Origin of the sequence: Streptomyces sp. NBC_00019, from assembly GCF_045041015.1 — a bacterium.
In the GTDB taxonomy this organism is placed as follows: Bacteria; Actinomycetota; Actinomycetes; order Streptomycetales; family Streptomycetaceae; genus Streptomyces.
In genome coordinates, this window is sequence record NZ_CP108302.1 from 10,766,089 (window position 1) to 10,790,671 (window position 24,583).

At 70.1% G+C, this 24,583-nt stretch carries 28 protein-coding genes and 2 pseudogenes; 19 read left to right on the forward strand and 11 right to left on the reverse strand.

All coding sequences use genetic code 11. The features are described from left to right. Window positions 1-221 precede the first annotated feature (221 nt). Window positions 222-959: a hypothetical protein gene (locus tag OHU89_RS50050; protein WP_405653385.1), complete on the forward strand. Its 738-nt coding sequence runs from the start codon at window positions 222-224 to the stop codon at window positions 957-959. A gap of 425 nt (window positions 960-1,384) precedes the next feature. Here OHU89_RS50050 and OHU89_RS50055 read toward each other — a convergent pair whose 3' ends face one another. From OHU89_RS50055 to OHU89_RS50065, 3 genes are all read right to left on the reverse strand, one after another. Continuing rightward, window positions 1,385-2,098 carry a CBS domain-containing protein gene (locus OHU89_RS50055; RefSeq protein WP_405655034.1) on the reverse strand — a complete coding sequence of 238 codons (714 nt, stop codon included), beginning with the start codon at window positions 2,096-2,098 and terminating at the stop codon, window positions 1,385-1,387. Window positions 2,099-3,313: 1,215 nt separating this feature from the next. Continuing rightward, window positions 3,314-3,634, reverse strand: coding sequence for a metal-sensitive transcriptional regulator (locus OHU89_RS50060; RefSeq protein WP_405653387.1), 321 nt, complete (start codon window positions 3,632-3,634; stop codon window positions 3,314-3,316). Further along, window positions 3,631-6,381, reverse strand: a complete 2,751-nt coding sequence (locus OHU89_RS50065; RefSeq protein ID WP_405653389.1) for a heavy metal translocating P-type ATPase — start codon at window positions 6,379-6,381, stop codon at window positions 3,631-3,633. Before OHU89_RS50065 ends, OHU89_RS50060 begins: the two co-directional genes overlap by 4 nt. A gap of 203 nt (window positions 6,382-6,584) precedes the next feature. Here OHU89_RS50065 and OHU89_RS50070 point away from each other — a divergent pair, with 203 nt between their 5' ends. The 9 genes from OHU89_RS50070 (at window position 6,585) to OHU89_RS50110 (ending at window position 13,307) form a co-directional block, all read left to right on the forward strand. Beyond that, a complete protein-coding gene (locus tag OHU89_RS50070; RefSeq protein ID WP_405653392.1) occupies window positions 6,585-6,851 on the forward strand; it encodes an SHOCT domain-containing protein in 267 nt (88 codons plus the stop codon). Between the two features lie 27 nt (window positions 6,852-6,878). Further along, complete coding sequence (locus OHU89_RS50075; protein WP_405653394.1) at window positions 6,879-7,118, forward strand: DUF2933 domain-containing protein; 240 nt, start codon at window positions 6,879-6,881, stop codon at window positions 7,116-7,118. A gap of 58 nt (window positions 7,119-7,176) precedes the next feature. Next, complete coding sequence (locus OHU89_RS50080) at window positions 7,177-7,542, forward strand: hypothetical protein (protein WP_405653397.1); 366 nt, start codon at window positions 7,177-7,179, stop codon at window positions 7,540-7,542. Between the two features lie 13 nt (window positions 7,543-7,555). Further along, a complete protein-coding gene (locus tag OHU89_RS50085) occupies window positions 7,556-8,332 on the forward strand; it encodes a PspA/IM30 family protein (RefSeq protein WP_405653399.1) in 777 nt (258 codons plus the stop codon). Beyond that, entirely contained in the window at window positions 8,329-8,610 is a 282-nt protein-coding gene (locus tag OHU89_RS50090; protein ID WP_405653402.1) for a hypothetical protein, read from the forward strand. Before OHU89_RS50085 ends, OHU89_RS50090 begins: the two co-directional genes overlap by 4 nt. A gap of 2 nt (window positions 8,611-8,612) precedes the next feature. After that, complete coding sequence (gene htpX, locus OHU89_RS50095) at window positions 8,613-9,539, forward strand: zinc metalloprotease HtpX (RefSeq protein ID WP_405655037.1); 927 nt, start codon at window positions 8,613-8,615, stop codon at window positions 9,537-9,539. Window positions 9,540-9,559: 20 nt separating this feature from the next. After that, complete coding sequence (locus OHU89_RS50100) at window positions 9,560-10,171, forward strand: hypothetical protein (RefSeq protein WP_405653404.1); 612 nt, start codon at window positions 9,560-9,562, stop codon at window positions 10,169-10,171. A gap of 348 nt (window positions 10,172-10,519) precedes the next feature. Then, window positions 10,520-12,193 (forward strand): GAF domain-containing protein, encoded by a 1,674-nt coding sequence (locus tag OHU89_RS50105; protein WP_405655039.1) that lies wholly within the window; start codon window positions 10,520-10,522, stop codon window positions 12,191-12,193. 262 nt (window positions 12,194-12,455) lie between these two features. Next, complete coding sequence (locus OHU89_RS50110; RefSeq protein WP_405653406.1) at window positions 12,456-13,307, forward strand: slipin family protein; 852 nt, start codon at window positions 12,456-12,458, stop codon at window positions 13,305-13,307. Window positions 13,308-13,563: 256 nt separating this feature from the next. Here the strand turns inward: OHU89_RS50110 and OHU89_RS50115 are convergent. From OHU89_RS50115 to OHU89_RS50125, 3 genes and pseudogenes are all read right to left on the reverse strand, one after another. Next, window positions 13,564-13,800, reverse strand: a pseudogene (locus OHU89_RS50115) (zinc ribbon domain-containing protein); the annotation flags it as partial. 8 nt (window positions 13,801-13,808) lie between these two features. Next, window positions 13,809-13,892, reverse strand: a pseudogene (locus OHU89_RS50120) (helix-turn-helix domain-containing protein); the annotation flags it as partial. 405 nt (window positions 13,893-14,297) lie between these two features. Further along, complete coding sequence (locus OHU89_RS50125) at window positions 14,298-14,702, reverse strand: DUF302 domain-containing protein (RefSeq protein ID WP_405653408.1); 405 nt, start codon at window positions 14,700-14,702, stop codon at window positions 14,298-14,300. Window positions 14,703-14,821: 119 nt separating this feature from the next. On the opposite strand from OHU89_RS50125, the gene OHU89_RS50130 reads away from it, so the two are divergent. The 3 genes from OHU89_RS50130 to OHU89_RS50140 all read left to right on the forward strand — a co-directional run bounded on the left by OHU89_RS50130 (window position 14,822) and on the right by OHU89_RS50140 (window position 17,389). Next, the gene (locus OHU89_RS50130; protein WP_405653411.1) at window positions 14,822-16,189 is read left to right on the forward strand and encodes a rhodanese-like domain-containing protein; all 1,368 of its coding nucleotides are present in this window, start codon (window positions 14,822-14,824) and stop codon (window positions 16,187-16,189) included. Window positions 16,190-16,259: 70 nt separating this feature from the next. Beyond that, a complete protein-coding gene (locus tag OHU89_RS50135) occupies window positions 16,260-16,646 on the forward strand; it encodes a rhodanese-like domain-containing protein (RefSeq protein ID WP_405653414.1) in 387 nt (128 codons plus the stop codon). After that, entirely contained in the window at window positions 16,643-17,389 is a 747-nt protein-coding gene (locus tag OHU89_RS50140; RefSeq protein ID WP_405653416.1) for a sulfite exporter TauE/SafE family protein, read from the forward strand. Before OHU89_RS50135 ends, OHU89_RS50140 begins: the two co-directional genes overlap by 4 nt. 163 nt (window positions 17,390-17,552) lie before the next feature. On the opposite strand, the gene OHU89_RS50145 is transcribed toward OHU89_RS50140, so the two are convergent. After that, window positions 17,553-17,840 carry a metal-sensitive transcriptional regulator gene (locus OHU89_RS50145; protein WP_101403955.1) on the reverse strand — a complete coding sequence of 96 codons (288 nt, stop codon included), beginning with the start codon at window positions 17,838-17,840 and terminating at the stop codon, window positions 17,553-17,555. Window positions 17,841-17,937: 97 nt separating this feature from the next. Between OHU89_RS50145 and OHU89_RS50150 the strand changes: the two genes are divergently transcribed. Further along, window positions 17,938-18,525 (forward strand): rhodanese-like domain-containing protein, encoded by a 588-nt coding sequence (locus OHU89_RS50150; protein ID WP_405653419.1) that lies wholly within the window; start codon window positions 17,938-17,940, stop codon window positions 18,523-18,525. A 47-nt stretch (window positions 18,526-18,572) separates the two neighbouring features. Here the strand turns inward: OHU89_RS50150 and OHU89_RS50155 are convergent, their stop codons facing one another. The 3 genes from OHU89_RS50155 to OHU89_RS50165 are packed head-to-tail and all read right to left on the reverse strand — an operon-like array spanning window position 18,573 to window position 21,126. Continuing rightward, a complete protein-coding gene (locus tag OHU89_RS50155) occupies window positions 18,573-18,941 on the reverse strand; it encodes a thioredoxin family protein (protein WP_405653421.1) in 369 nt (122 codons plus the stop codon). A 41-nt stretch (window positions 18,942-18,982) separates the two neighbouring features. After that, window positions 18,983-20,677, reverse strand: coding sequence for an aminotransferase class V-fold PLP-dependent enzyme (locus OHU89_RS50160; RefSeq protein ID WP_405653424.1), 1,695 nt, complete (start codon window positions 20,675-20,677; stop codon window positions 18,983-18,985). Continuing rightward, the gene (locus OHU89_RS50165) at window positions 20,674-21,126 is read right to left on the reverse strand and encodes an OsmC family protein (RefSeq protein WP_405653427.1); all 453 of its coding nucleotides are present in this window, start codon (window positions 21,124-21,126) and stop codon (window positions 20,674-20,676) included. Before OHU89_RS50165 ends, OHU89_RS50160 begins: the two co-directional genes overlap by 4 nt. A gap of 276 nt (window positions 21,127-21,402) precedes the next feature. Between OHU89_RS50165 and OHU89_RS50170 the strand changes: the two genes are divergently transcribed. Genes OHU89_RS50170 through OHU89_RS50190 form a run of 5 tightly spaced genes read left to right on the forward strand, consistent with a single transcriptional unit; the run spans window position 21,403 to window position 24,151 of the window. Continuing rightward, a complete protein-coding gene (locus OHU89_RS50170; protein ID WP_405653429.1) occupies window positions 21,403-22,644 on the forward strand; it encodes an NAD(P)/FAD-dependent oxidoreductase in 1,242 nt (413 codons plus the stop codon). Window positions 22,645-22,661: 17 nt separating this feature from the next. Next, the gene (locus OHU89_RS50175) at window positions 22,662-22,979 is read left to right on the forward strand and encodes a TusE/DsrC/DsvC family sulfur relay protein (RefSeq protein WP_405653431.1); all 318 of its coding nucleotides are present in this window, start codon (window positions 22,662-22,664) and stop codon (window positions 22,977-22,979) included. A 28-nt stretch (window positions 22,980-23,007) separates the two neighbouring features. Beyond that, complete coding sequence (locus OHU89_RS50180; RefSeq protein ID WP_405653433.1) at window positions 23,008-23,481, forward strand: DsrE/DsrF/DrsH-like family protein; 474 nt, start codon at window positions 23,008-23,010, stop codon at window positions 23,479-23,481. A gap of 56 nt (window positions 23,482-23,537) precedes the next feature. Further along, entirely contained in the window at window positions 23,538-23,957 is a 420-nt protein-coding gene (locus tag OHU89_RS50185) for a PIG-L family deacetylase (RefSeq protein ID WP_405653435.1), read from the forward strand. A 35-nt stretch (window positions 23,958-23,992) separates the two neighbouring features. After that, window positions 23,993-24,151: a hypothetical protein gene (locus tag OHU89_RS50190; RefSeq protein ID WP_405653437.1), complete on the forward strand. Its 159-nt coding sequence runs from the start codon at window positions 23,993-23,995 to the stop codon at window positions 24,149-24,151. Between the two features lie 18 nt (window positions 24,152-24,169). On the opposite strand, the gene OHU89_RS50195 is transcribed toward OHU89_RS50190, so the two are convergent. Beyond that, a complete protein-coding gene (locus OHU89_RS50195) occupies window positions 24,170-24,457 on the reverse strand; it encodes a hypothetical protein (protein WP_405653439.1) in 288 nt (95 codons plus the stop codon). Window positions 24,458-24,583 lie beyond the last annotated feature (126 nt).

A 24,583-nucleotide genomic window follows, 5' to 3' on the forward strand; every position in this document is an offset into this window, starting at 1 on the left:
ACCGAATACGGCACCACGATCCGTACCTGCCTGCCGGCGCATCCGCGCTCACTCACCGTGGACCCACGGGCTGTTCCCGCTAGGCTCCCTGTGAACTTCAGCCTCGGCACACGCCGGGGCTTCTTGTGTGGGTGCTCCGAGTCGGGGCGCCGGGGGGTGGGCGAATGATGAATACTTCTGCGGTCGGAAGACGGGTCGTTGGGGCGGCGGGTGTCGTGTCGGTGCTGGCGCTGACCGGCGCGTGTGGTGCGGACAGCGGGGACGATGCTGGGGGACGTAAGCAGTCTGCGACCGCCGGGGCCGCCTCGTCTGCGAGCTCGGCGTCGCAGCAGGCATCCGGATCGCCCGCCTCCGCGGCCGGGAAGGGCCTCAACCAGAAGGGCCTCGACCGCCTGGCGCTGACCGCGCACGACGTCCCCGGTTATACCGTCAACACCGTCACGGGCAAGGGCAGCCCGGTGAACCACGACGACCTCACGACCTACCGTGCCGTCACACCCGCACCTTGCCGCCCCGTCTTCGCGGCGGCACAGCTGGGCAGCCTGCACGACTTCACGGCCCAGGTCAGCCAGGACATCGTGTCCGCCTCCGACGATCTCGGGCCGCACGCGAGTGTCGGCCTGACGTCCTACACCCTTGCCGACGCCCGCACGGTGATGACCGAACTGCGCGCAGCGCTTCCGAAGTGCGCCACCGCCGAGATGCGCCCGTCCGCTGCCCACCCGGGTGCTGGGCTGGGGTATTCCGGTACCCAGTCCCGGTCCGTTTCCGGTTACGGCGACGAGACCCTCGCCTTCGACGCCACCCAGATCATCACCAGCGGGGGGCCCGGTATCCCCATCACCATCCTGGTCGTCCGCCAGGACTCCACCATCGCCACCTTCCTGTCCCTCAACCCCTTCCAACCCCCGACCATCCCCCAGGACATCGTCGACGCGCAGCTGAAGAAGCTCGCCTGACTTCGTCGGGCGGGGGGATGACGTACGTGCCGCGGTTCACAGCGCTCCTTCGGCCAGGGGATCCGGCCTCCACACAGATGTAGTGGCACGGGTGTGGCACGAGCCTGGAGACGGCGAGGGGCCGGCCCGGGAGGAAACCTCTCTCCTGGGCCGGCCCTTCTCTCTGTGCCCCCGGCAGGATTCGAACCTGCGACACCCGCTTCAGGTGTTCGATCGCTGGCCCAGCAGGGCCCCCGCGCATGTACGTGTCGGGCCGCGCATGGGTGCCTTTGTCCGGTGCCGTTGGCGCACTCACCACCAGACCCGAGCCCGCACCAGCCACTACCGCACCGCGCTCACGCACCGTGAAACCACCGGCTGTAGTCCTAGGAGATCCGTCAAACACCCTCCTGGAGGAGGCGGAGCGGGAGAAGGACCCGTCGGCTTCACTGACGGCCGGTTGATCCGCTGACGCCGTCCGCGTACGGCTTCTCCGCGGCCCCGGCCTCGCTGTCGTCGACGTCGAAGCCGAGCTCGTCGTGCACGGCCACCACTCCGTCGACCGCACGGCACAGCCGTACCGCGACGGGGACGAGGCTCCTGGTCCCGACCTTGCCGCGCAGAGTGACGACTCCGTCGGTCACGGTGACATCGACCGCGCCGGGGCCCACCCTCAGGGTGCGGTGCAGGACCTCGCGTGTGATCTCCTCAGCGATCGCGGTGTCCTGGCGGAGGAAGACCCGCAGCAGGTCGCTGCGGCTGACGATTCCGACGAGCTGTCCGGTCTCGTCGACCACGGGCAGCCGCTTGACCCTGTGGCGGTCCATCGCCCGTGCCGCCTCCACGATGCTCCACTGCGGGCGGGCGGTGATCGCCGGTGCGCTCATCAGGCCGCCGGCGGTGTCGGCCTCGGCACGGCCACGGTCCCGCGGGCTCAGCCGCAGTGCGGGGGCGTGTCCCTCGGGATCCGGCAGGACGGCCTCGTGGCGCAGCAGGTCGGCCTCGGAGACCACGCCGATCGGGCAGTTGCGGTCGTCGACGACGGGGACAGCCGTGATGTCGTTGTTGGTGAGCATCGCCGCGACCGCCTTGAACGGGGTGTCCGGGCGGGCGTGCACGACGCCGTGGGTCATCAGATCCTGCACGGTCCGGTGTTGCAGCATGATCCTCACTCCTGCTCGGAACGGGGTGTGTCTCTCACGCTCCTCGCCTGACGCGAATCCGGACAGGGCCGGTCGGCCCTCGTTACCGGTCCTCCTTGCTGGAGCACGACATGCGGGGCTGGCTCGCACACGGTTCACGTCACCTATCCAGTAGAGCCCTCCTCGGCCGTGACACACCCGAGACCCGCGGACCGACGGGCAGGGCCGTGCGAGACCGGAGCCGGTGATGCCGGCAGAAGGTCAGAATGCCCACCGTGTCGGGAGGCCAGAGCTGCTCCTGGCCACCGACTCCCTGCGAACCGGGCGACCTGAGAAGAGGGGGACAGCGCAACAGGCCGGTCAGGGCCAGGGTGTGCCCAACCAGCCCTCTCCACGAAACGCCGGAGGGCGTATCAATGACACAGACCCCAGTGGTGCTCCGCAAGAGTTAGGGACTCTCTCAGAAGCACCCGACGCGATGGACGCCCCGGAGACGGCCCGGGGCGGCAGAGCCTTCTTTGGGGAGACAGGTGTCTGCGTGTCCCTGGCCAGGAGTTCATACAACCTGACCAGGGACATTCCAGCGTCCAGACCCTCGGAGCACCCCCGCCAAGCCAGAACCGCCTGTCGTGGGGTGGTTCGTGTCCGGTCGCGAGCAGGACGAGATGCTGCTCTGCTCCTGTCGCGAGGGGCTTCGCACCTTGCCCGTCACTCCTCCCGCGACGGTGGCCGACACTGCCGCCTGGTTGATGAACACGCCCGTTGCGGTCGACGGCAGCCGCACCGCCACCGAACTGCTGGCGATCGCGACGGCTCGGTTCGAAGCCGTACCTGGTGACCATGCGCTGGGATCGGGCGGCCGTCGTGAGGGCGTGAGGCCGGTGCGCCGGAAGCCGATGCGACCACGGCGACCGACGTGCGGGGGTGCGTGTACGTCCTGCGGCCGTTCGGTCAATGGCTGTGGCCGTCGTCGTGACCCGGCTTCGGAGAGGTGCCGCTGTCCGCCGGCGGGGACGAACTGGGCGCCTGTGCACCGGTGGCGGGAGGAGCTTCGTCGGTGCTGTGCGTGTCCTGCCCGGGCTCGTCCGCGTCCTTGATGACGTACTGACGAACGACGCGGTGATGCCGAGAGGGACGAGGACGGCGCCGCGCATGCGTCTTGGCGGAGGGCGACCGGGCCGTAACCACGGCGCGATTTTAGCCCGGCCCCCTGTTGCCGTCTCGTCCGCCCCTTCACAGGCGCAGCGCGCGTCGCAGGGCGATCGTGAGTTCGGCGTACTTCGTCTCGCCCGTGTCCTGGTCGGCGCGGACGGCTTCCTGGACGCAGTGCCGTATGTGGTCGTCGAGCAGGCCCAGTGCGACCTCTTGCAGGGCGTGGGTGGCGGCGGTGATCTGGGTGAGGACGTCGATGCAGTAGCGGTCGTCGTCGACCATGCGGGTCAGCCCGCGTACCTGTCCCTCGATCTTGTGCAGCCGGGCGAGGTGATCGGGCTTGTGATCCGCGTAACCACGGAGTGCGGGCGCGAGGGCGCTGTCACTGGGGGCGATGGTCATCGGGGCTCATCTCCTTCGTGCGTTCCACCGGCCGCCGGAATGCGGTAGCGGTCCGGGGCTGCGTCGTAGGCGGCTGCGCACTGCGGGGAGCAGAAGTAGAGGCTGCCCGCGGCGGTATCGCGTCGTTCGGCGGCTGTCGCCGGGTGCAGGCGCATGCCGCACACCGGGTCCACCACTGTGGTGGGGTGGTCGTGCTGGTGATCGGCTCCGGCCTCGGGCGCGGTCCGGTCGGCGGCGGTTTCGACCCGGGGCTCGACCGGGGCCGGTGCGGTCGTCGGCAGGGGGGTGGGGCGCCAGCGGCGCAGGCGGCCGGAGTTGGTGACCACGGACAGGGAGGACAGGGCCATCGCGGCGGCGGCGATGATCGGGCTGAGGCGGATGCCCCAGATCGGGTAGAGGGCGCCGGCGGCGAGCGGGATGCCGACGGCGTTGTAGATCAGGGCGAAGAACAGGTTCTGCCGGATGTTGCGCATGGTGGCACGGGACAGGCGGACGGCGGTGACCACGCCGGTCAGGGAGCCGGAGATGAGGGTGATGTCGGCGGCCTCGATGGCGACGTCGGTGCCGGTCCCGATGGCGAGTCCGACGTCGGCTGCGGCGAGGGCGGGGGCGTCGTTGATGCCGTCGCCGACCATGCCGACCGTGCGGCCCTCGCCCTGCAGACGGCGGATCTCGTCGGCCTTGTGCTCGGGAAGTACTTCGGCCAGCACGCGGTTCACTCCGACCAGGGCGGCGATGGCGGCCGCGGTGCGTGCGTTGTCGCCGGTGAGGATGACCACGTCGATGCCGAGGTGCCGCAGTGCGGCGATGGCCTGGGCGGAGTCGTCCTTGACGGTGTCGGCCACGGCCAGCACTCCGGCCGCCCGGCCGTCGACGGCGGCGAGTACGGGGGTCTTGCCCTGGGCGGACAGTTCGGCCGCGACCGGGGCGAGGGCGCTGGTGTCGATGCCGACGTCCGAGAGCAGGCGGGCGGTGCCGACCAGCACGGCGCGGCCGTCCACGGTGGCCTGTACGCCCTTGCCGGTGACGGAGTCGAAGCCGGACGACGGCAGCAGCGCCAGCCCCCGGTCCCGAACACCGGTGACGATGGCGCCCGCGAGGGGGTGTTCGCTGTCGGCCTCGGCCGCCGCGGCCAGGGCGAGCAGCCTGGCCTCGTCGAACCCGTCAGCCGGGTGCACGTCGGTGAGGACGGGCTTGCCCGCGGTGACGGTGCCGGTCTTGTCCAGGACGACGGTGTCGAGTTTGTGGGCGGTCTCCAGGGCCTCGGCGGAGCGGATGAGGATGCCCGCCTGGGCGCCCTTGCCGGTGCCGACCATGATGGACAGCGGGGTGGCCAGGCCCAGCGCGCAGGGGCAGGCGATGATCAGTACGGCGACCGCGGAGACCAGCGCGAGGGTGAGCGCGGGGGCGGGGCCGACGGTGTACCAGAGCGTGAAGGCGGCGAGGGCGATCGCGATGACGGCGGGCACGAAGTAGGCGGAGACGGCGTCGGCGAGCCGTTGGATCGGTGCCTTGGACGCCTGGGCCTGCTGCACCAGGCGGATGATCTGGGCGAGCATCGTGTCGGCGCCGACCTTGCTCGCGCGCACCCGCAAGGACCCGGTGGTGTTCACGGTCGCGCCGATGACCGTGTCGCCCGCCCGCTTGGTGACCGGCATCGATTCGCCGGTGACCATGGACTCGTCCACCGCCGACGACCCGGACAGCACCTCGGCGTCGACCGGGATCTTCTCACCGGGCCGGATCACGATCTCGTCGCCCACAACCACGTCCTCGACGGGGATTTCGGCCTCGGTTCCGTCGCGGATCACCCGGGCGGTGCGGGCCTGCAGACCCAGCAGCGCACGGATGGCCTCGCCGGTTCCGGCCTTGGCACGGGCCTCCAGCAGGCGGCCGAGCAGGATCAGGGTGAGGATCACCCCGACCGCCTCGAAGTACACCTCGCGCACGTCCTCGGGCAGCAGACCCGGGGCCAGCGTGACCAGCAGGCTGTAGCCGTACGCGGCCGAAGTGCCCAGCGTGATCAGGGAATTCATGTCCGCGCCGCGGTGGCGCAGGGTCAGCCAGCCCGTCACGTGGATCGGCCACCCCGTGTAGAACATGACGGGAGTGACGAGAGCCAGCTGGAACCAGTGGTTGAGCATCCAGCCCGGAACCCAGTCGGCGCCGAAGAGTTCGTGCGCCATCACGGCGAAGAGGACCGGTGCGGTGAGTGCCGCGCCGATGGCCACCCTGCGCGTCAGGTCGGTGATCTCCGCGTGCCGCTCGGCGGCCTCCGACGCCTCCGCCTCGCCGGCCGAGGTATCACCGCCGGGAGGCCCTGCGGCAGGAGCGACGTGGGTCTCACGACTGTCCGGGGTACCTTGCCCGCTGTCCGGTTCGACGAGCAGTGTGCCGTGGATCATGTTCATCCCGCACGCGAACCCGAAGGAACCGGTCTCGGCCGGATCCACCCGCACGGTGGTGCGCGTATACGCCGGCAGCCCGGCACTCACCCGCAGGTCGGGGAAGACCACCCGTGACGTGCACTCGCCGGACTCCTGCCGGTCGAAGACCAGCTCCAGCGGAATCCCCTGGCGGACCTTGATGACGTCGGGGCTGTAGCCGCCCCGCACGGTCACCTCGACGTACTGCACCCCGCCCTCCAGCCGCGCGGTGCGCGCCTTGCGGGGGCCGAAGAAGAACCAGCCCAAACCGGCGATCAACGCGACGGCCAGGACCACTACTGCGATATCGGCGACATCCATGGCGGATCGTCCCTTCTGCGGGATGGCACACCCCCAGCGTCGCCCCGCTACCCCTACCAGGTAAGGGCTGAACGTCCCGGCGCAGGGGGCCGGGCGGCCCTGTGCAGGGGACCCGGACGGGGCGACTGTGGAAGGACCAGAGAACGCCGACCGGACGGCGGGCCCCGAGCCCGCAGCCCCCGAGTGCGGGGAAGTGAATCGCAATGTTCTGGTACGACCACGACGTCAGCGGCTGGGGCTGGTTCGCCATGTCGGCCAGCATGATCCTGTTCTGGGCTTTGATCATCACCGCTGCCGTCCTGTTCTTCCGGGCCGTGAACCGCGCCCCCGAGCAGCATCCCCACACCCTCGCCGGGCCCTCGCCGGAGCAGCTGCTCGCCGAGCGGTTCGCCCGCGGCGACATCGATGAAGAGGAGTACCAGCGACGCCTCGCCGTCCTGCGCTCCTCCGGCCCTCTCACCAAACACTGAGGCCCCTCCCAAGGAGGAGGACCGGTTATGAACAACAACAGGAACTACGGCCTGTACGCGGTCGCGGTGGCCATCGTCGTGGTCGGCGCACTGGCGCTCGGCGTGCCGCTGGGCGACCTCGCCTTCCTCCTCATCGTGCTCGCCTGCCCGCTGATGATGTTCTTCATGATGCGCGGCATGCGCGGCGGTGACGTGCACGGACGCGGGCCCGGCCACGACGAGGCACCCAAAGGCCGCGAACCGCACGACCACAAGCCCTTCCGCTGAGACACACGGAAACGGCAGGGGACCTGTCTTGGACGCATCGTGATGGAGGGGACTGGTCATGCAGACGCCGGCGGCGATGTCGATCGGCGTGCTGATCATGGCGACACTGGCCTACGACACAGGCCGCCTGATCGCACCCCGCGAGAACCGCTGCCCTCCTGTGGCCCGGCTCCGGGGCCGCCGCGTCGGCCTGGAGGCCGCCGGACGCCGGTGTGCGGGCCTGCGAACGCACGGCGGGATCGATGCGCCTGACCACCAGCGGCGGATGAGCGGCGAGGTCGCCCACCGGTTCGGTGAACAGTGGGACACCTACGCCGCCCGCACGCCCGCCTTCTGGCCCAGACGCCCCCGCCGGACGTCCGCCGAGACCCGAAGCGGCACAAGCCCGGTGACGGGCCGTGCGGAACACGAGCAAGCCAACTGAGGAGGCGGTCGCCATGACCAGCATCACCCACCGCATCGCCGCCCTGTTCCGGATCAAGGCGAACAAGGCACTGGACAAGGCCGAGGACCCACGCGAGGTCCTGGACTATTCCTACGAGCAGCAGCTCCAGATGCTGCAGAAGGTGCGACGCGGCCTTGCCGATGTGGCGACCAGCCGCAAGCGCGTCGAGCTGCAGGTGACCCAGTTGCAGCAGTCCACGGCCAAGCTGCAGGACCAGGCCGGTCAGGCGCTCGCCGTGGGACGCGAGGACCTGGCCCGAGAGGCGCTCACCCGCCGCACGGCCGTGGCCTCACAGATCACCGATATGCAGACCCAGCAGGCGTCGCTGAAGGAGCAGGAGGAGAAGCTCATCCTGGCCGAACAGCGTCTGGCGGCGAAGGTGGACGCGTTCCGCACCCGCAAGGAGACCATCAAGGCCACCTACACCGCGGCCGAGGCGCAGACCCGCATCACCGAGGCCGTCACCGGCATCGGCGAGGAGATGGGCGACGTCGGCCTGGCCATGCAACGCGCCCAGGACAAGACCGAGCAACTCCAGGCTCGGGCCGGTGCACTGGACGAGCTGATCGCCACCGGTGCGCTGGAGGACGCCACGCTGCCAGCCGGGCGTGACGATATCCAGGCCGAACTGGAGGCCGTCACCGCGGGCCAGGACGTCGAGATCGAGCTGGCCCGGATGAAGGCCCAGCTCCCGGCCGCCGCTACCCCGCTGGCGGTGGAGGGCACACAACCGTCGAAGGGCTCGTCGGACCAGAAGGAGACGTCATGATCATGCGGATTCTCGGCGAGGGCCAGTACGAGATCGCCGAACAGCACCTGACCCGGCTCAACCAACTGGACTCCGCCCTGCAGTCGGCCGCCGACGCGGGCGACGAGACGGAGTTCGCCTCCGCCCTGTCGGCCCTGCTGGACGCGGTACGCAGCCTCGGCACACCACTGCCGGACGAGCGGATCACACCGTCCGACCTGGTGCTGCCCGACGAGGACACCACCCTGCGGCAGGTGCGTGAACTGCTTTCCGACGACGGCCTGATCCCGGGGCGATGACGATGCGAAGCCGTTTCGAACCCGACCGGCAGCTGACCGCCCGCATGGTGGTCACGATGTTCCTGCTCGGGCTGGTGTACGTGGCGTTCATCGCCGCGCTGATCGTGCTGCTCAAGTCCGTGGTCGTGGTGGTCGTCATCGCGGCAGGGTTGTTGGGCGCGCAGTTCTGGTTCTCCGACCGGATCGCCCTGTACGCCATGCACGGCCACCTCGTCACAGCAGAGGAACAGCCCGAGCTGCACGGCGTCATCGACCGGCTCTGTGCCACCGCCGACATGCCCAAACCCCGGGTGGCCATCTCCGAGATGGACCTGCCCAACGCGTTCGCCACCGGCCGTAACGCCGACCACGCCGTCGTCTGCGTCACCACCGGACTGCTGCGCCGCCTGGAGACCGAGGAACTCGAAGGCGTCCTCGCGCACGAGCTGTCCCACGTCGCCCACCGCGACGTCGCGGTGATCACCATCGCCTCCTTCCTGGGTGTGATCGCCGGGCTCATCGTCCGTTTCGCCTTCTACTCCCAGCTGTTCGGCGGACGCAACGACCGCGACCAGAACACCGCCGCCCTCCTCGGGATCGTCATGGCGGTCTCCGCGCTCGTCTACGCCCTCAGCTTCCTGCTGATCCGGGCGCTGTCCCGCTATCGCGAGCTGGCCGCCGACCGTGCCGCGGCCATGCTCACCGGCAAACCCTCCGTGCTGGCCTCGGCGCTGACCAAGGTCAGCGGCGACATCGCCCGTATCCCGACCAAGGATCTGCGCACCGCCCAGGCGTTCAACGCGTTCTTCTTCACCCCGGCCCTCGGGCCCGGCACGGTGATCGCCAAGCTCTTCTCCACCCACCCCAGCCTGGAACGCCGCATCGAGGCGCTCGCGGAGATCTCCGTCGAACTGGGCGAGGCCGGTGGGAAACCGCGTGGAGAGACATGAGGAGAAGGAGCTGAGGACCCATGGGTTTCCTGGACGTCCTGCTCGGCCGGACCAAGCCGGTCAAGCCCGACCTGGACCAGCTCTTCGGCCTGCCTTCGGCGGCGATCACCCTCCAGGCCGCGATCGGTTTCACTCCGACCGGCGAAGGCGCGGTGTGCTTCGCCGCCATCGAGGGCGGGGCATTCGCCCAGGTCCAACAGGAGGTGCAAGCCCTGCTGGACGCGGACTGCGAACGGGGCGGCGTACCGGTGGAGTTCAGCCGCGACGCCTACGGATACTCGTGGCTGCTCTCTCGCCGCGACCCCGGTGATCTGCCCGCGCTGGTCAACGATCTCCACGCGGTGAACTCCGCCCTGCAGGACAGCGGCTTCGGCCCGCAACTCCTGTGCTCCCTGGTCACCTTCCACGACGCCGAGCTGCGCCCGCTCGCGCTGGTCTACCTCTACAAGCGCGGTAGCTTCTACCCGTTCGCTCCACTGCCCGGCCGGAAACGCGACAACCCGCTGGAACTCCAGGTCAAGGCCACGGTCAAGGACGACCTGCGCATAGAGGAGGACCTGGGCCGCTGGTTCCCGCTCTGGGGTGCTCCGGGTCTGCCGGGGGCGACGGACCGGCCCGACCCGGGGAAGTGACGCATGACCGGCGCCGATGCCCGCAGCGACGACGGGGCACCCACCGGTACTGGCCGTACGGTGCCGGCGGTGGCCGGGATCGAAAAGGCGTACCGCCGCGGAAGGAGCTGTCCGTCAGGGGCGGGGCGGCACCGCGTGGGGTGACTTGGGCATGGGGATACCCATCAGGTCCCGCAGTGGACATCGCTGTCATTCACTGGTTGTGAACAGCTGATCGCGGTTTGCCATCGGTGGTCGAGCCGATGCATGCTGGAGGGATTGAGGGCAGTTGCCTTCCCGAGGGGAGCCGGCGTGGACGGGAACTCGGGCGCTGCGCGGTGGGAGGGAGCGGCGGCGCCTCGGCTGGGGATGGATGAGCTGCTGGACGATCTGCAGGCGCAGATCGCGCAGGTACGTGCTACCCAGGAGCGTGTGCGCGGGCTGTTGGAGGCGGTCCTGGCCGTCGGGACCGATCTGGATCCGGCGATGGTGCTGCGGCAGATCGTGCAGTCCGCGGTGACCCTGGTCGACGCCGAGTACGGGGCGTTGGGGGTGCTGGGCGAGGAAGGCGGTCTTAAACAGTTCGTCACGGTCGGCATGGGCGAGGAGACCATCGCCGGCATCGGGCACTACCCGCAGGGCCGGGGCATCCTGGGGCTGCTGATCCGCGAGCCGCACTCGCTGCGGCTGGCCGACCTGAACAAGCACCAGGACGCCACGGGGTTCCCGGCGGGACATCCGCCGATGCGGAGCTTCCTGGGCGTCCCGGTACGAGTGCGCGAGGCGGTGTTCGGCAACCTGTACCTGACCAACAAGCGCGGCGGGGCGGAGTTCGACGCCGACGACGAGGTGGTACTGGCGACACTGGCCGCCGCGGCCGGGGTGGCGATCGACAACGCCCGCCTGTACGACGCCGTACAGCGCCGCGAACGCTGGCTGACGGCCAGCAGCGAACTGACCCGCCGCCTGCTGCACGGAACGGACCCCGCGCAGGTCCTGGACACCTTCACCGCCACGGTCCGCGAGATGGCCGACGCCAGTCTGGTGTCCCTCGCCGTGCCCGTTGTCGGCACCGGAAACCTGGTCGTCGAGGCCGCCGCCGGCCAGGACAGCGACAGCGTCCGCGGGCTGGTCCTGCCGGACACCACGCTGGCCGCGAAGGTCTACACATCCGGGGAGACCATCACCACCGACGACTGGAGCACCGACCCCCGAACCGAACACGACACCGCCCGACTCCCCCTGGGGCCGGCCTTTCTCGTCCCCCTCGGCACCCCCGAACACGTACGCGGCGTGCTCCAGGTCTCCGCTCTTCCCGGCCGCCCGGCCTTCGCCGACGCGGCCGTCGCGATGATCGCCGGATTCGCCAACCACGCCGCACTCGCCCTGGAGATCGCCGAACACCGTCGCGCGGCCGAACAGCTCCAGCTCTTGGGTGACCGCGACCGTATCGCCCGCGACCTGCACGACCTGGCCGTTCAGCGGCTGTTCGCCGGGGGAATGTCCCTGCAATCGGTCCTTGCGCAGGTCGCCGACCGCCCGCAGGCCGCCGAGCGCATCGAAGGGGTCGTGGACGACCTTGACGAGACCATCAAGATCATCCGGTCCACGATCTACGCCCTCGGGCGACGCGGCACCGACAGGGACACCGGCCTGCGGACCCGGCTGGTCGCCGAGACCGGCCGGGCCTCCGCCGTCCTGGGCTTCAGCCCCGCACTGCGGATGACCGGCCTGCTGGACACCCAGGTCGCCGACGACATCGCCGACCACCTGATCGCCGTGCTCCGCGAAGCACTCACCAACACCGCCCGGCACGCCCACGCCACCGCCGTGGACGTCAGCGTCGAGGTCACCATCGCCCGCCTGAGGCTGCGGGTCACCGACAACGGCCTGGGCATCGACCCTGCCCGCACCCGGCGCAGCGGACTGGCCAACCTCCACACCCGTGCCGCGGAACTCGGCGGTACCCTCACCCTCGCTCCACACCGTCCCACCGGCACCACTCTGGAGTGGACCGTCCCTCTCCTCGCCGACAACGGCTGAGCCGCCCGCGGGTAAATCCCGGCACGTCGGGGACCGTTCGGCCCAAGCGGCGGACGCGCGCGGCAAGGGATGCTGGAGAAACGGCGGGCCCACCGGTCCGCATCGCGTTTCCGTGCCCCGCTCATGCGACGGCGCGGCTCTCACGACGGTCCGAGCACTTGGACAGCGTGCCCGGTGCCCGGTGGGTCGCGCGCCGCCGTGTCATCCCCCGCCCCGGGACCTCGCGCGACACCGACGTGGTCCTCATCCTGAGGAGCAGCACATGGAAGCACTGATCTTCCTTCTGGTCATTGTCGGTGTTCTTGCCGTCGTGACACTTGCGATGGCCGTGAAAATCGTCAAGCAGTACGAGCGAGGAGTGCTGTTCCGCTTCGGACGGCTGAAGGGAACCCGGGATCCTGGGCTGCGCTTCATCATCCCGTTCGTCGACGTCCTGCACCGGGTGTCACTGCGGATCGTCACCATGCCCATCCAGTCCCAGGGCATCATCACCCGGGACAACGTGAGCGTGGACGTGTCCGCGGTCGCCTACTTCCGGGTGACCGACGCGGTGAAGTCGGTCATCGCCATCGAGAACGTCCATGCGGCGATCAACCAGATCGCCCAGACCACCCTGCGCAAGGTCGTCGGCCAGCACACCCTTGACGAGACGCTCTCCGAGACCGACCGCATCAACCTCGACATCCGCGAGACCCTCGACGTCACCACAGCGGAATGGGGAGTACAGGTCACGCTGGTCGAGCTCAAGGACATCCAGCTCCCCGACAGCATGAAGCGCGCCATGGCCCGCCAGGCCGAGGCCGAGCGGGAGAAGAGGGCGAAGATCATCAACGCGGAGGGCGAGTCGCTGGCCGCCGCCGCGCTCGGGGACGCCTCGGACACGATGATGGCTCACCCCCTGGCCCTGCAACTGCGCAATCTGCAGAGCCTGGTGGAGATCGCCGTCGACAAGAACAGCACGGTGGTCTTCCCCGCACCGCTGATGAGCACGATCGGCGAACTCGGCACCTTCCTGGCCCGGGAAACGGCGGCGGCCGCCTCACCGACGCTGCCCGTCGATCTCGCCAAGACGATCCCCAGCCCCACGCCGAACGGTGTACCCGAGTCCGCGTGAGCGTCGTACATCGGAGCTGTCCGAACGGGGCCGCCCGGTTACGCGCCACGGCCCCTTCGCGCTCACGGTGCGTTGCGCGCACGTCAGCACCGCTCGTGCGTTGGTCGTCTTCTCTCGTCGGAGCAGTCCTCGGCATGCTCGTGTATCCGGACTTCCAGGTCCTTTGGCGGTCATCGCGGGCGGCCAGGCGTTCTCCTTGCTCGCAGGTGCCTCACGGGTGCCTTGACTTCCTCCTCCTCGTGAACGAGGAGGATTCCTACGGCTCGCGCCGTGGGGTTTTCTGCTTCTTCGCCGACTGCCCGCCCGGAGTGCTCCGTTGAGGTCTTACACCGGCTCCACAGACCGTCGCCGCCAGCCCGGCGGCCAGAAGGTTCTTCGCCGCGTTCACGTCCCGGTCATGGGCTATCCCGCAGTTCCCGCACGTCCAGGTACGGACGCTGAGCGGCATCCTCTCCCGCAGGCTGCCGCAGCCGGAGCACAGCCTGGTGGAGGGACAAACGTCCGCGCCAGCTCCGCCGCCTGCGCATCACTCGGATAGAAGCGGTATTTGAACGCCCGCTTCGCAGGGTGCACGGCCACGCCCACAACCTAGCCAGACCGCAGGCAGGCATCAAACCTGCCGGTCAGGGCACTGGGATCCGCCCTGGCGGCGCATCCCACCTCTGTGCCCTGCTCCGCAGGAGTTTCGTTTCCTCCCCCGGCTGAAGCCGGGGGTATCCACGAAAGATTCCGATGACCGGGCCCAGCCTCGTGATGGGATCGGCTGCTGCGGATGGAGGCAGCGCCGTTCGGTGCGCGGAACGTGAGGAGCCGTGGACGCTGGGGACTGCTCTGCTGCTGCTCCGGCTGGAACCGCACGGCCGGTCGCCGAGCGCGCCGTGCGGCTGTGCACTGTCGCGCCGCGGATCAGCCCAGCGGGAGCTCGTGTCCATGGGGCTCGTGGGCGTCAGGCCGGCTGCCCGCACCCGGCGGTCGATTCGGGCTCTGAGGTCAGGTGGTCACGTCCGTCGTGGTGAGGGAGGTGAGGGCGGCGTCGAGGCGTTGGGTGGCCTCTTCGGCGACCGGACGGAGGGCGTCGAGTTCGGTGAGGGCGACCATCGTGTTCGGTGCGAGGGCTTGTACGACGGTGCCGGCGCCGTCGGAGCGGACGACTACGTTGCACGGCAGCAGCAGGCCGATGGAGCGGTCCACTTCCAGGGCGCGGTGGGCCAGGGGCGGGTTGCAGGCGCCCAGGATCACGTAGTCCTCCATGTCGTGATCGAGCTTCGCCTTGAGCGTGGCGGTGACGTCGATTTCGGTGAGGATGCCGAAGCCCTGCTCGGCGAGGGCTTCGCGGACCCGTTCCACGGTGGTGGCGAAGTCGGTGTCGAGGTGCACGGTGCGGTCGTAGCGCATGGCGTGGCCTTTCTCGTTTCTGCGGGCTTTCCCTGCCCTTGAAAATACCCCCGGGGGTACTCATGTTACCGTCGGAGACATACCCCCAGGGGTAATTCTTCACTGGAAGGGAGTACCTCGTGTTCTTCGTCGACACGATCGAGGTGCCGGGACTCGGAAACCGGAGCTATCTCGCGGGCGGCGGGCAAACGGCGCTGGCGGTCGACCCGCCCCGCGACGTCGACCAGGTGATCGCGGCGGCCGCCCGGCGCGGGGTGCGGATATCCCATGTCGTCGAGACGCACGTCCACAACGACTACGTCACCGGCGGGCTGGAGCTTGCCCGGGTCGTCGGCGCCGCGTATCTCGTCCCCGCCGGCGCGCGAGTCTCATTCGAGCGCGTACCGGTGCACGATGGCGACCGCGCGGAGGTCGACGCCGACGCCGGGCTGGCCTTGCGTGCCCTGGCCACACCCGGTCACACCCCGCACCACACCTCTTACGTGCTGGAGGAGAACGGCACGGCGGTCGCGGTGTTCACCGGCGGTTCGCTGCTCATCGGCACCGTCGGCCGCCCCGACCTCGTCGAGCCGCGGCTGACCGAGCACCTCGCACGGGCCCAGCACGCCTCCGCGCACCGGCTGGCCGCCGAACTGCCCCAGGAAACGGCGGTGTTGCCCACGCACGGCTTCGGCAGCTTCTGCTCCTCCGCTCAGACAGAGGGCAGCGACACGACCATCGGCAAGGAGAAAGCCTCCAATGAGGCCTTCACCCGGGACGTGGACGACTTCGTCGCCGGCCTCCTGGCCGGGCTGGACGACATCCCCGCCTACTACACGCACATGGGACCTGCCAATGCCGCCGGCCCGGAACCCGTCGATCTGACCCCGCCCGCCCTCGCGGACGCCGAGGAGATCGCCGCTCGGCTGGCCGCGGGGGAGTGGGTGGTCGACTTGCGCAACCGTGTCGCGTTCGCCGCCGGGCACGTCTCCGGCTCGTTCAACTTCGAGGCCGAAGGCCAGCTCGCGACCTATCTGGCCTGGCTGATTCCGTGGGGCAAGCCGGTCACGCTGCTCGCCGAGTCGCCCGGCCAACTGGCCGCCGCTCAGCGCGAGCTGGTCCGGGTGGGCATCGACCGTCCGGCCGCCGCGGCGATCGGCGGGCCGAAGGGCTGGGTGCCCGAGGGCGCGGCACCGGCCTCCTTCCGCCGCGCGACCTTTGCCGACCTCGCCGGTCGGCTCCCGGCACAGGGTGTCGTCGTCCTGGACGTCCGGCGGGATTCCGAGCGGGCCGGCGGGCATGTCGAGGGCTCGGTCCATATCCCGCTCCACGCCCTGCACCGCCGCATCGAAGAGGTCCCCGCCGGTGAGGTGTGGGTGCACTGCGCGGGCGGCATGCGCGCCGCCATCGCCGCCTCCCTGCTCGACGCCGCCGGCCGTGCCGTCGTCGCCGTGGACGACTCCTTCGACGCCGCCGAGAAGGCAGGACTCACCGTGCGCAACCCCTGACGGTGCCGGACGCCGCACAGGGCCGGCCGATCTGACCAACCGACACGGGAAACAGGAGCGAGAAACCAAGATGAGCATCTTCCGACGAAGTCGGGGCGGCGCGGGCCGCGTGACCGCCCGGGAGGCGGCCGCGCGCACCGGCCACGGCAGCACCGTAGGCGGCGGCGATGCCGTGCTGCTGGATGTCCGCGAACCATACGAATGGCAGGCGGGACATGCCCCCCGAGCCGTGCACCTGCCCCTGTCCGCGCTGGTCGCGGGAGCCGGGCTGCCCGCGAACGCGCAGGCACGGTCCCTGATCGTGATCTGCCGCTCGGGCAACCGCTCCCAGCAGGCCGCCGAGATACTCGTCGCCCGCGGCGCGGAGGCCGTGGACGTGATCGGCGGCATGAAGGACTGGGCGGGAGCGGGGCTGCCGGTGGTGGACTTTCGCGGCCGCAACGGCGTCGTCGCGTGAGTGCTCTCCTTCTTGCCCTGATTGCCGGGGCCGTCATCGGCCTGGCGCTCGGCGCGCTCGGGGGCGGGGGCAGTGTGCTGGCCGTCCCCGCCCTGATCTACCTGCTCGACTTCACCCCGGTCGCGGCCACCACCGCGAGCCTGGTCATCGTCGCCGTCACCTCGGCCACCGCGATGTCCGCGCACGCCCGCGACGGGCACGTCCGCTGGCGCACGGGGCTGCTGTTCGCGGCGGCCGGGATCGGCCCGGCGATGCTCGGCGGCGCGCTCGCCGGACGCATTCCGGCGGCCGCGCTGACAGCGGCCTTCGCGGTGGTGGCCGGTGCGGCCGCGCTCCGCATGCTGCGGACCCGCCCGCACCCGGACACTGTCGTGCCGGTACGGCCGGGCCGGGCCGCGGCCGCGGGTGCCGGGCTGGGCGCGGTCACCGGCGTCCTTGGCGTCGGTGGTGGCTTCCTCGCCGTACCGGCTCTGGTGAGCGTGCTCGGCATGCGGATGCGGACCGCGGTGGGCACCAGCCTGCTGGTCATCACCGTCAACTCGATGGCTGCGCTGATGACGCGCGCCGGTACGGTCGAGGAGCTGGACTGGGCGGTCGTCGGGCCGTTCGTCGGGGCCGCGGTCCTCGGCGCCTGGGACGGGAAACGGCTGGCCACGAAGGTCTCCACGCACGCACTGCAGCGGATCTTCGCCCTGGTGCTGCTGGCCGTGGCGGCCCTCATGCTGATCGACGCCGCCCTGTGACGGCCGCCGCGGCGCGAACTCGCAGCGGATGGTTTTCGTGGATACCCCCGGCTTCAGCCGGGGGAGACCTCAACGGAGCACTCCGGGCGGGCAGTCGGCGACGAAGCAGAAAACCCCACGGCACGAGCCGTAGAAATCCTCCTCGTTCACGAGGAGGAGGAAGTCAGGCCAGGGACAGGAACAGCTTCTCCAGCCGGGCGCGCATCTGCTGGGCGTCCTCGCCGTTCTTGCGGCCGGATTCGATGTCGGTCATGCACTGCTGCATGCCGGTCGCGATGATCGCGAAACCGGCGCGGTCCAGTGCGCGGGAGGCCGCGGCGAGCTGCGTGACGACGTCCTCGCAGTCCCGCCCCTCCTCGATCATCCGGATCACACCGGAGATCTGCCCCTGCGCCCGGCGCAGCCGGTTCAGCACGGACTTCAGGTCCGCACCCTCAAGCTCCAGTTCCACGATCACTCCTAAGAAATACCCCTAGGGGTACATTACGTGGTGGTTCGGGACGGCGTCGACCATCAAAAAATCTCAACCATTAAGGATCACACCTGCCATGACCAGCTCACCCACCCCCCTCGCCCTCGCCACCGACCAGGCCCGCACCCGGCTCCATGAACTGACCGTCATCGACGTGCGTACCCCCGCCGAGTACGCCTCCGGCCATCTGCCCGGTGCCCTCAACGTCCCCCTCGGCCGCATCCGGCGGGCGCTGCCGGAGATTCGGCACGCCGCCGGGCGCGGTGACGTCCTCGTGGTGTGCGCCTCCGGCGCGCGCTCCGAGAGTGCCTGCAAACTGCTGGCCGAGCAGGGTGTCACCACCGCCACGCTGGTCGGCGGCACCGGCGCCTGGGCCGCCGAGGGGCATGACCTGCACACGCCGGCCGCCTGCGACACGCGGGCGGGCTGGAGTATGGAACGCCAGGTCCGTTTCACCGCCGGAAGTCTGGTCCTGCTCGGCCTCCTTCTGGGTCTGCTCGTGCACCCGGCCTTCCAGCTCCTCACTGTCGGCATCGCGGGTGGCCTGGTGTTCTCCGCCCTCACGAACACGTGTGGCATGGCGGTCGTGCTCGGCACGCTGCCCCACAACCGCCCGCGCGCGGCCGACCTGGACGCCACGCTCGCCGCTCTGCGCAACCGCTGAGCGGTGCGGTCCGGGCCACCCGTGGAGACTCCGCGGGTGCCCTGGCGTCAGTTCGCTCCCGCCGAGCCCGCGGGCTGCCGGCGCACGTCGTCCATGTCGACGGTCCGGATCTTGCCTATGAGCTCCTCCAGCGCGTGCGGCGGCAGCGCGCCCGGCTGTGAGTACAGGACGGTCCGGTCGCGGACGGCCATGAGCGTGGGGACGGACGAGATCTGGAAGGCCCCGGCGAGTTCGGGCTGTGCTTCGGTGTCGACCTTGCCGAAGACGATGTCGGGGTGGCGCGCGGCCGCCTTCTCGTAGACAGGGCCGAACATCCGGCACGGTCCGCACCAGGCTGCCCAGAAGTCGATCAGTACGATCTCTGAACCGGTGACGGTCTCCTCGAGGTTGTCCTTGGTCAGTTCAAGGGTCGGCATGGTGTCCGGCCTCCTCTCGTATACCCGGTGGGGTATTCATCTCAACCGGCGCCATTCCGGGTTTGTTCCAGGCAGGCGGGCGGCAGCGGGAACCAGCGCATCTGCTCGAAATCGGCCGGCAGCCCGGTGGGGCCGTCGTCGAGCAGGGCGGAACGAGAGGCGAGCACCTCGCGGGCGCGGTCGAGTTGGCCGGCCAGTGCCTCCTCGCCCAGCCGGTGTCGGCGGAGCGCCGATGCGGTCATCCGTCCGTCGGCGGTGAAGCGCACGTCGGTCAGCCGCAGCGGGGGAGCGGCCGGGCCGGCGTGGTGGCGCCACAGGCCGGTGTGCGGGTCGAAGCGGTAGTCGGGAAGGAGCCGGTGGCCGTGCGCGGCGATGAGGTCGATGGCGTCGATGAGGTAGTCGCGGACGGTGTCGCTGATGAAGTAGTTGAAGTTGACGCGGGCCCAGCCGGGCTTGACGCCGTCGCAGCCCTGGACGACCTCGTCGAGCAGAGCGTGGGAGGTGGCCGCGTCGATGGCGAGCAGGCGGTGACCGTACGGTCCGGCGCACGAGCATCCGCCGCGGGCCTGGACGCCGAAAAGGTCGTTGAGCAAGGCGACGACGTAGTTGTGGTGCAGGAAGGAACGTTCGCCGTGGCGGATGCGGAAGGACATGATGGACAGCCGCCGAGCGTGGCGGTTGCCGAGGACCTCGATCCGCGGGTTGGTGTCCCAGCGCGCCAGGGCCTGCTGCCAGTGGCGCTCCTCGGCGGCCTGGATCGTGTCGGTGCCGACGGCCTGTTTGAGAGCGAAGACAAGTCCGGCGCGGATGGACTCGACGATGGCCGGGGTGCCGCCTTCCTCGCGGGCGACCGGGTCGTCGAGGTAGCGGTGCCCGAGCGGGTCGACGAAGGCGACGGTGCCGCCGCCGGGCGCGGTGGGCACCTGGTTGCGCACGAGTTCACGGCGTACGACGAGCACGCCCGGGGTCTGCGGGCCGCCGGCGAACTTGTGCGGTGAGAGGAAGACCGCGTCCTTCTGGTCGCCCTCGCCGGGCTTGCTCTGCGCGACCCGGATCGGGACATACGGGGCGGCCGCCGCGTAGTCCCAGAAGGAGAGAGCACCGTGTGCGTGCAGCAGCCGGGCGATGCGGTCGGCGTCGGTGAGGATGCCGGTGACATTGGAGGCGGCGGAGAAACTGCCGATGCGCAGTGGTCGGTCGGCGTACTGCCGCAGCCTCGCCTCGAGCCGGCCCAGGTCGATGTGGCCGTCCGGATCTTCGTCGATGACCACGACGTCGGCGATCGACTCACGCCAGGGAAGTTCGTTGGAGTGGTGCTCGTAGGGGCCGACGAAGACCACCGGGCGCCGTGCCTCCGGTGGCCGGCCGGGGCGGCGCAGACCAAGGATGCCGATCAGCTTGTTGACCGCGGCGGTGGCACCGGAGCCGCAGAAGATCACCAGATCGTCCTCGGTGCCTCCCACCGCGTCGTGGATGATCCGGCGGGCGTCCTCGCGCAGCCGGGTCGTCTGCAGACCGGTGCTGGAACTCTCCGTATGCGTGTTGCCATAGCGCGGCAGCACCTGCTCGCGGACGAAGTCCTCGACGAAGTCGAGGGAACGGCCGGAGGCGGTGTAGTCCGCGTAGACGATCCGCTTAGGGCCGTACGGGCCCTCCAATACCTCGTCGTCCCCGATGAGCCCGGCCCGGATGCGCTCCAGTAGTGCCGACGCGGCCGGCGCCCAGGAGGTGCTCATGGCTCCAGCTCTCGGTCGATGCCGGGCGGCTGCCGGAGCGTGTTGTGCACCGTACAGCGCGAGGTCACGGCCAGCAGAGCCGCCCTGCGCTTCTCCGGGAGCTCCGGCGGCGGCACGACCGTGACGCGCAGGGAGGCGACCCGGGCGGGGAAGTCGGTGGCCATGGTGAACTCCGTACGTACCCGCAGCCCCGTCCGGCTGAGGCCGTGCCGGTGGAGGAACCGGCCCGCGTAGAAGGCGACGCAGGTGGCCAGGGAGGCGGCGAAGAGTTCGGTGGGGGTGGGCGCGGTGTCCGTGCCGCCGGCCTCGATGGGCTGGTCGACCTGGAGGCGGTGTCCGTGGATGTCCAGGGCGTAGGCGTCGCAGTCGACGTGGGTGACCTCGAAGCGATGCATGTCCGTGGAGTGCGGCTGGTTCGTGGAGGGGGTCTGCTGTGTGCTGGCGGTCATGGCCGGGTCCTTCTCGCTGGTGCCGACTGCTGCCGGATTCCAGTCGACCGCGGATGGTGCGGCGGATCGAGAGGCCGACGGGGTGCGGCCGGGGCCGTTGGGCCCTCGTGCAAGCTGTCGTGGCTATATACCCTACTGGGTATTTTATCAGCGCGTTCGCGGCAGGCAAGCCGACTGCAAGCCCATATGGGCTGGGTGAAGATATACCCCGGTGGGTACTTGGGTGGGGACCAGTGGCCCATGCCTCGCCCCCATCTGCCGCACGACAGTGGGGACATGGGCAAACACATCGTGATTCTGGGATGCGGAACCGCCGGCACCATGGCGGCCAACCGCCTGCAACATACGTACGGCGAGCGGGATTTCCGGATCACGGTCGTCGACCAGGACGGCGACCACGTCTACCAGCCCGGCCTGCTGTTCGTGCCGTTCGGGCTGGCCCAGCCGCACCACCTCGTCCGCTCCCGCCCGCAGCAGCTGAACACCGCCTGCGACTACAAGCAGGCCCGGATCGAGCGGGTCGACCTGAACGAGCGGACGGTGCACCTGGCCGGCCGCATCCGACTGTCCTACGACGTCCTCGTGGTCGCCACCGGGGCCCGGCTGCTGCCCGAGGAGACCGAGGGGCTGACCGGCCCCGGCTGGGGCGAGAACGTCTTCACCTTCTACGACCTGCCCGGCGCGGTCGGCCTGCACCATGTGCTGGAGCGCTTCACCGGCGGCCGCGTCGTGATCGACGTGGCGGACCTGCCGCTCAAGTGCCCCGTGGCTCCCCTGGAGTTCGCCTTCCTGGCGGACTGGTACTTCCAGCGGTGCGGGATCCGCGACAAGGTCGAGCTGACCTACGCCACCCCGCTGGACGCCGCCTTCACCAAGCCGGTCGCGGCGAAGGCGCTGGGCGGGCTGCTGGCCGACAAGGGCATCGAGCTGGTCACCGAGTTCACGCTGGGCGAGGTCGACGGTCCGGGCGGACGACTGGTCTCGTACGACGAACGTGAGCTGCCGTTCGACCTGGCGGTCGTCGTCCCGCTGCACGGCGGCGCGGAGTACGTCGGCCGCTCCGAGGGCCTCGGTGACGAGCTGGACTTCGTGCCCGTCGACCCGCACACCCTCCAACACCCCGACCACCCCGAGGTGTTCGCCATCGGGGACGCGGCCGGTCTGCCTGCCTCGAAGGCCGGATCGGTGGCCCACTTCGAGGGCGAGGTGCTGGTGCACAACATCGGCCGACACCTGGCCGGGCAGCCGCTGGACGCCACCTTCGACGGGCACACCAACTGTTTCGTCGAGACCGGCTTCCACAAGGCCCTGCTGATCGACTTCAACTACGAGACCGAGCCGCTGCCCGGCCACTTCCCGGGCCCCGTCGGCCTGCCGCTGCTCAAGGAGTCCCACGCGGCTCACCTCGGCAAGCTCGCCTTCGAGTGGCTGTACTGGCACAGCCTGCTGCCCGGCCGGGAGATACCCGGCATCGGCTCGGCCATGCCCGAGCACGGCAAACACCACGTCCACGCCTGAACCGAAGGAGCAACGCCATGCCCACCGCCACTTACGGCGACACCGCCGTCCCCGTCGACGATGAGGGCTTCTTCACCGACCCCGACCGGTGGACCGAGCCCATGGCCGAGCAGATCGCCCGCGAGATCGGCATCGAGGCGCTGACCGACCGGCACTGGACGGTCATCCGCTTCATGCGCGCCCAGTACGCCACCAAGGGCACCGGCCCCACCGTGCGGGTGCTCGGCAAGACCTCCGGCATCAGCGTCAAGGAGCTCTACCAGCTCTTCCCCAAAGGCCCGGCGAAGACGGCCGCGAAGATCGCCGGCATCCCCAAGCCCCGCGGCTGCATCTGACCGGTCCGACCCGAAGGAGCGTGCCGTCATGCCCGACACCGCCACGATCGAGAAGGTCTCGATCATCGTCTCCAAGGGATCCCTGGAAGGGATCTACCCGGCCCTGATCATGGCCAACGGCGCCCGCGCCGAGGGCATCGCGGCCGACCTGTTCTTCACCTTCTTCGGCCTCGACGCCATCACGAAGAAGCAGTACGACCACATCAAGCTCGCCACCGTCGGCAACCCCGGCCTCCACCTGCCCACCCTGCTGGGCGGTCTCCCCGGCGTCCCGGACCTGATCACCCGGTACATGGAACGCAAGATGGAGAAGCTCGACATCCCGCCCATCCCCGAGTTCATCGAGATGATCTCTGACACCGGCGCAGGCATCTATGCCTGCAAGGCGTCCGTGGACCTCTTCGAACTCGACAAGGGTGACCTCATCGAGCAGGTCCAGGGCATCATCACGGTCGGCGAGTTCTACGAGCACGCGGCCGGCGGCCAGATCATCTACACCTGACATGGCCGCTGCGGCACCTGGCCTGCCGGACGGGGTACGGCGGCTGCCGGCCATGGTTGCCCATCCCGACGACGAGTAGTTCGGACTGGGCGGCCTCCTGGCTCTGCTGCCCGGCGGCGGTGGCCTGCTTCACCCACGGCGCGGCGCCCATCCTGCACGGCAGGTCAGGCGACCTGCACACCGGCCGCGCGGACGAACTCTCCTGCGCCGCACCGCAGCTGGGCGTCGAGCACATGGAACGGGCCGACCATCCGGACGGCGCTCTCGTCGACATCGCGTTGCCCCGGCTCGCCGCGGAGGCGGGCCGTCCGATCGGCGGGCAGCGCCCTGGCCACCTGCTCCTCTTCGACACGGGAAACGCCACAGGGCGCCCGGACCACCGACAGGCCACCGGCGCCGCGCTGCTCGCCGCCCACCGGGCCGGTCGAGCCGTCCCGGGCTGGAGCCGGCCGCAGCGGGCGACGGAGACCGGCTGAACGCCGAGTCCGGCACGTCCTTCACCGGCCGGGGCATGGGCGGGAGCCATGTCGTCGAAGTCGTCGAACCGGTGCCGCGCGAGCGGCAAGACCGTGCCCTGGCGTGCGATGCCGGCCAGCCGTCCGACAACCCGGTGCTCCGGCACCGTCTGGAACTCCCGGGCGACCGGGAGTATCTGCGGATCCTGGAGTGACCCGGACCGGTGGCGACGTCAGACGGACGAGGCCTTGCCGGACGGGTCTGCGGGCTCGGTGCCGTGCTCTGCCGGGCCGGCCTGCAGGAGGAGCAGGCGGGCCAGGTCGCGTGCCTCGTCGGCGGTGAGCGACGCCCACGCTCCCGGCTCGCCGCCCTGGTCCCGGCCAACGTCCAGGGTGATCCGGCTGATGGGCCGGTCCGCGGCTGCGAGCCGCAGGCGCCGGACGGCGATCCTGCGCCCGCAGGTGGTCACGACGAAGTCGTCCTCGCTCGTAGGGAGCCGGTCAGATCCAGTCGTCGTCAACGTTCTCACGCTCCTGCGCTGGGTCGGTGTCGTCCCCGGCGGGCGTTTTCTGGGACTCGAATACCCGACGGGGTATAAGGGGAAGCGTTGCGCAAGGCCGTTTTGTTCCCGTTCCCGTACGCATGC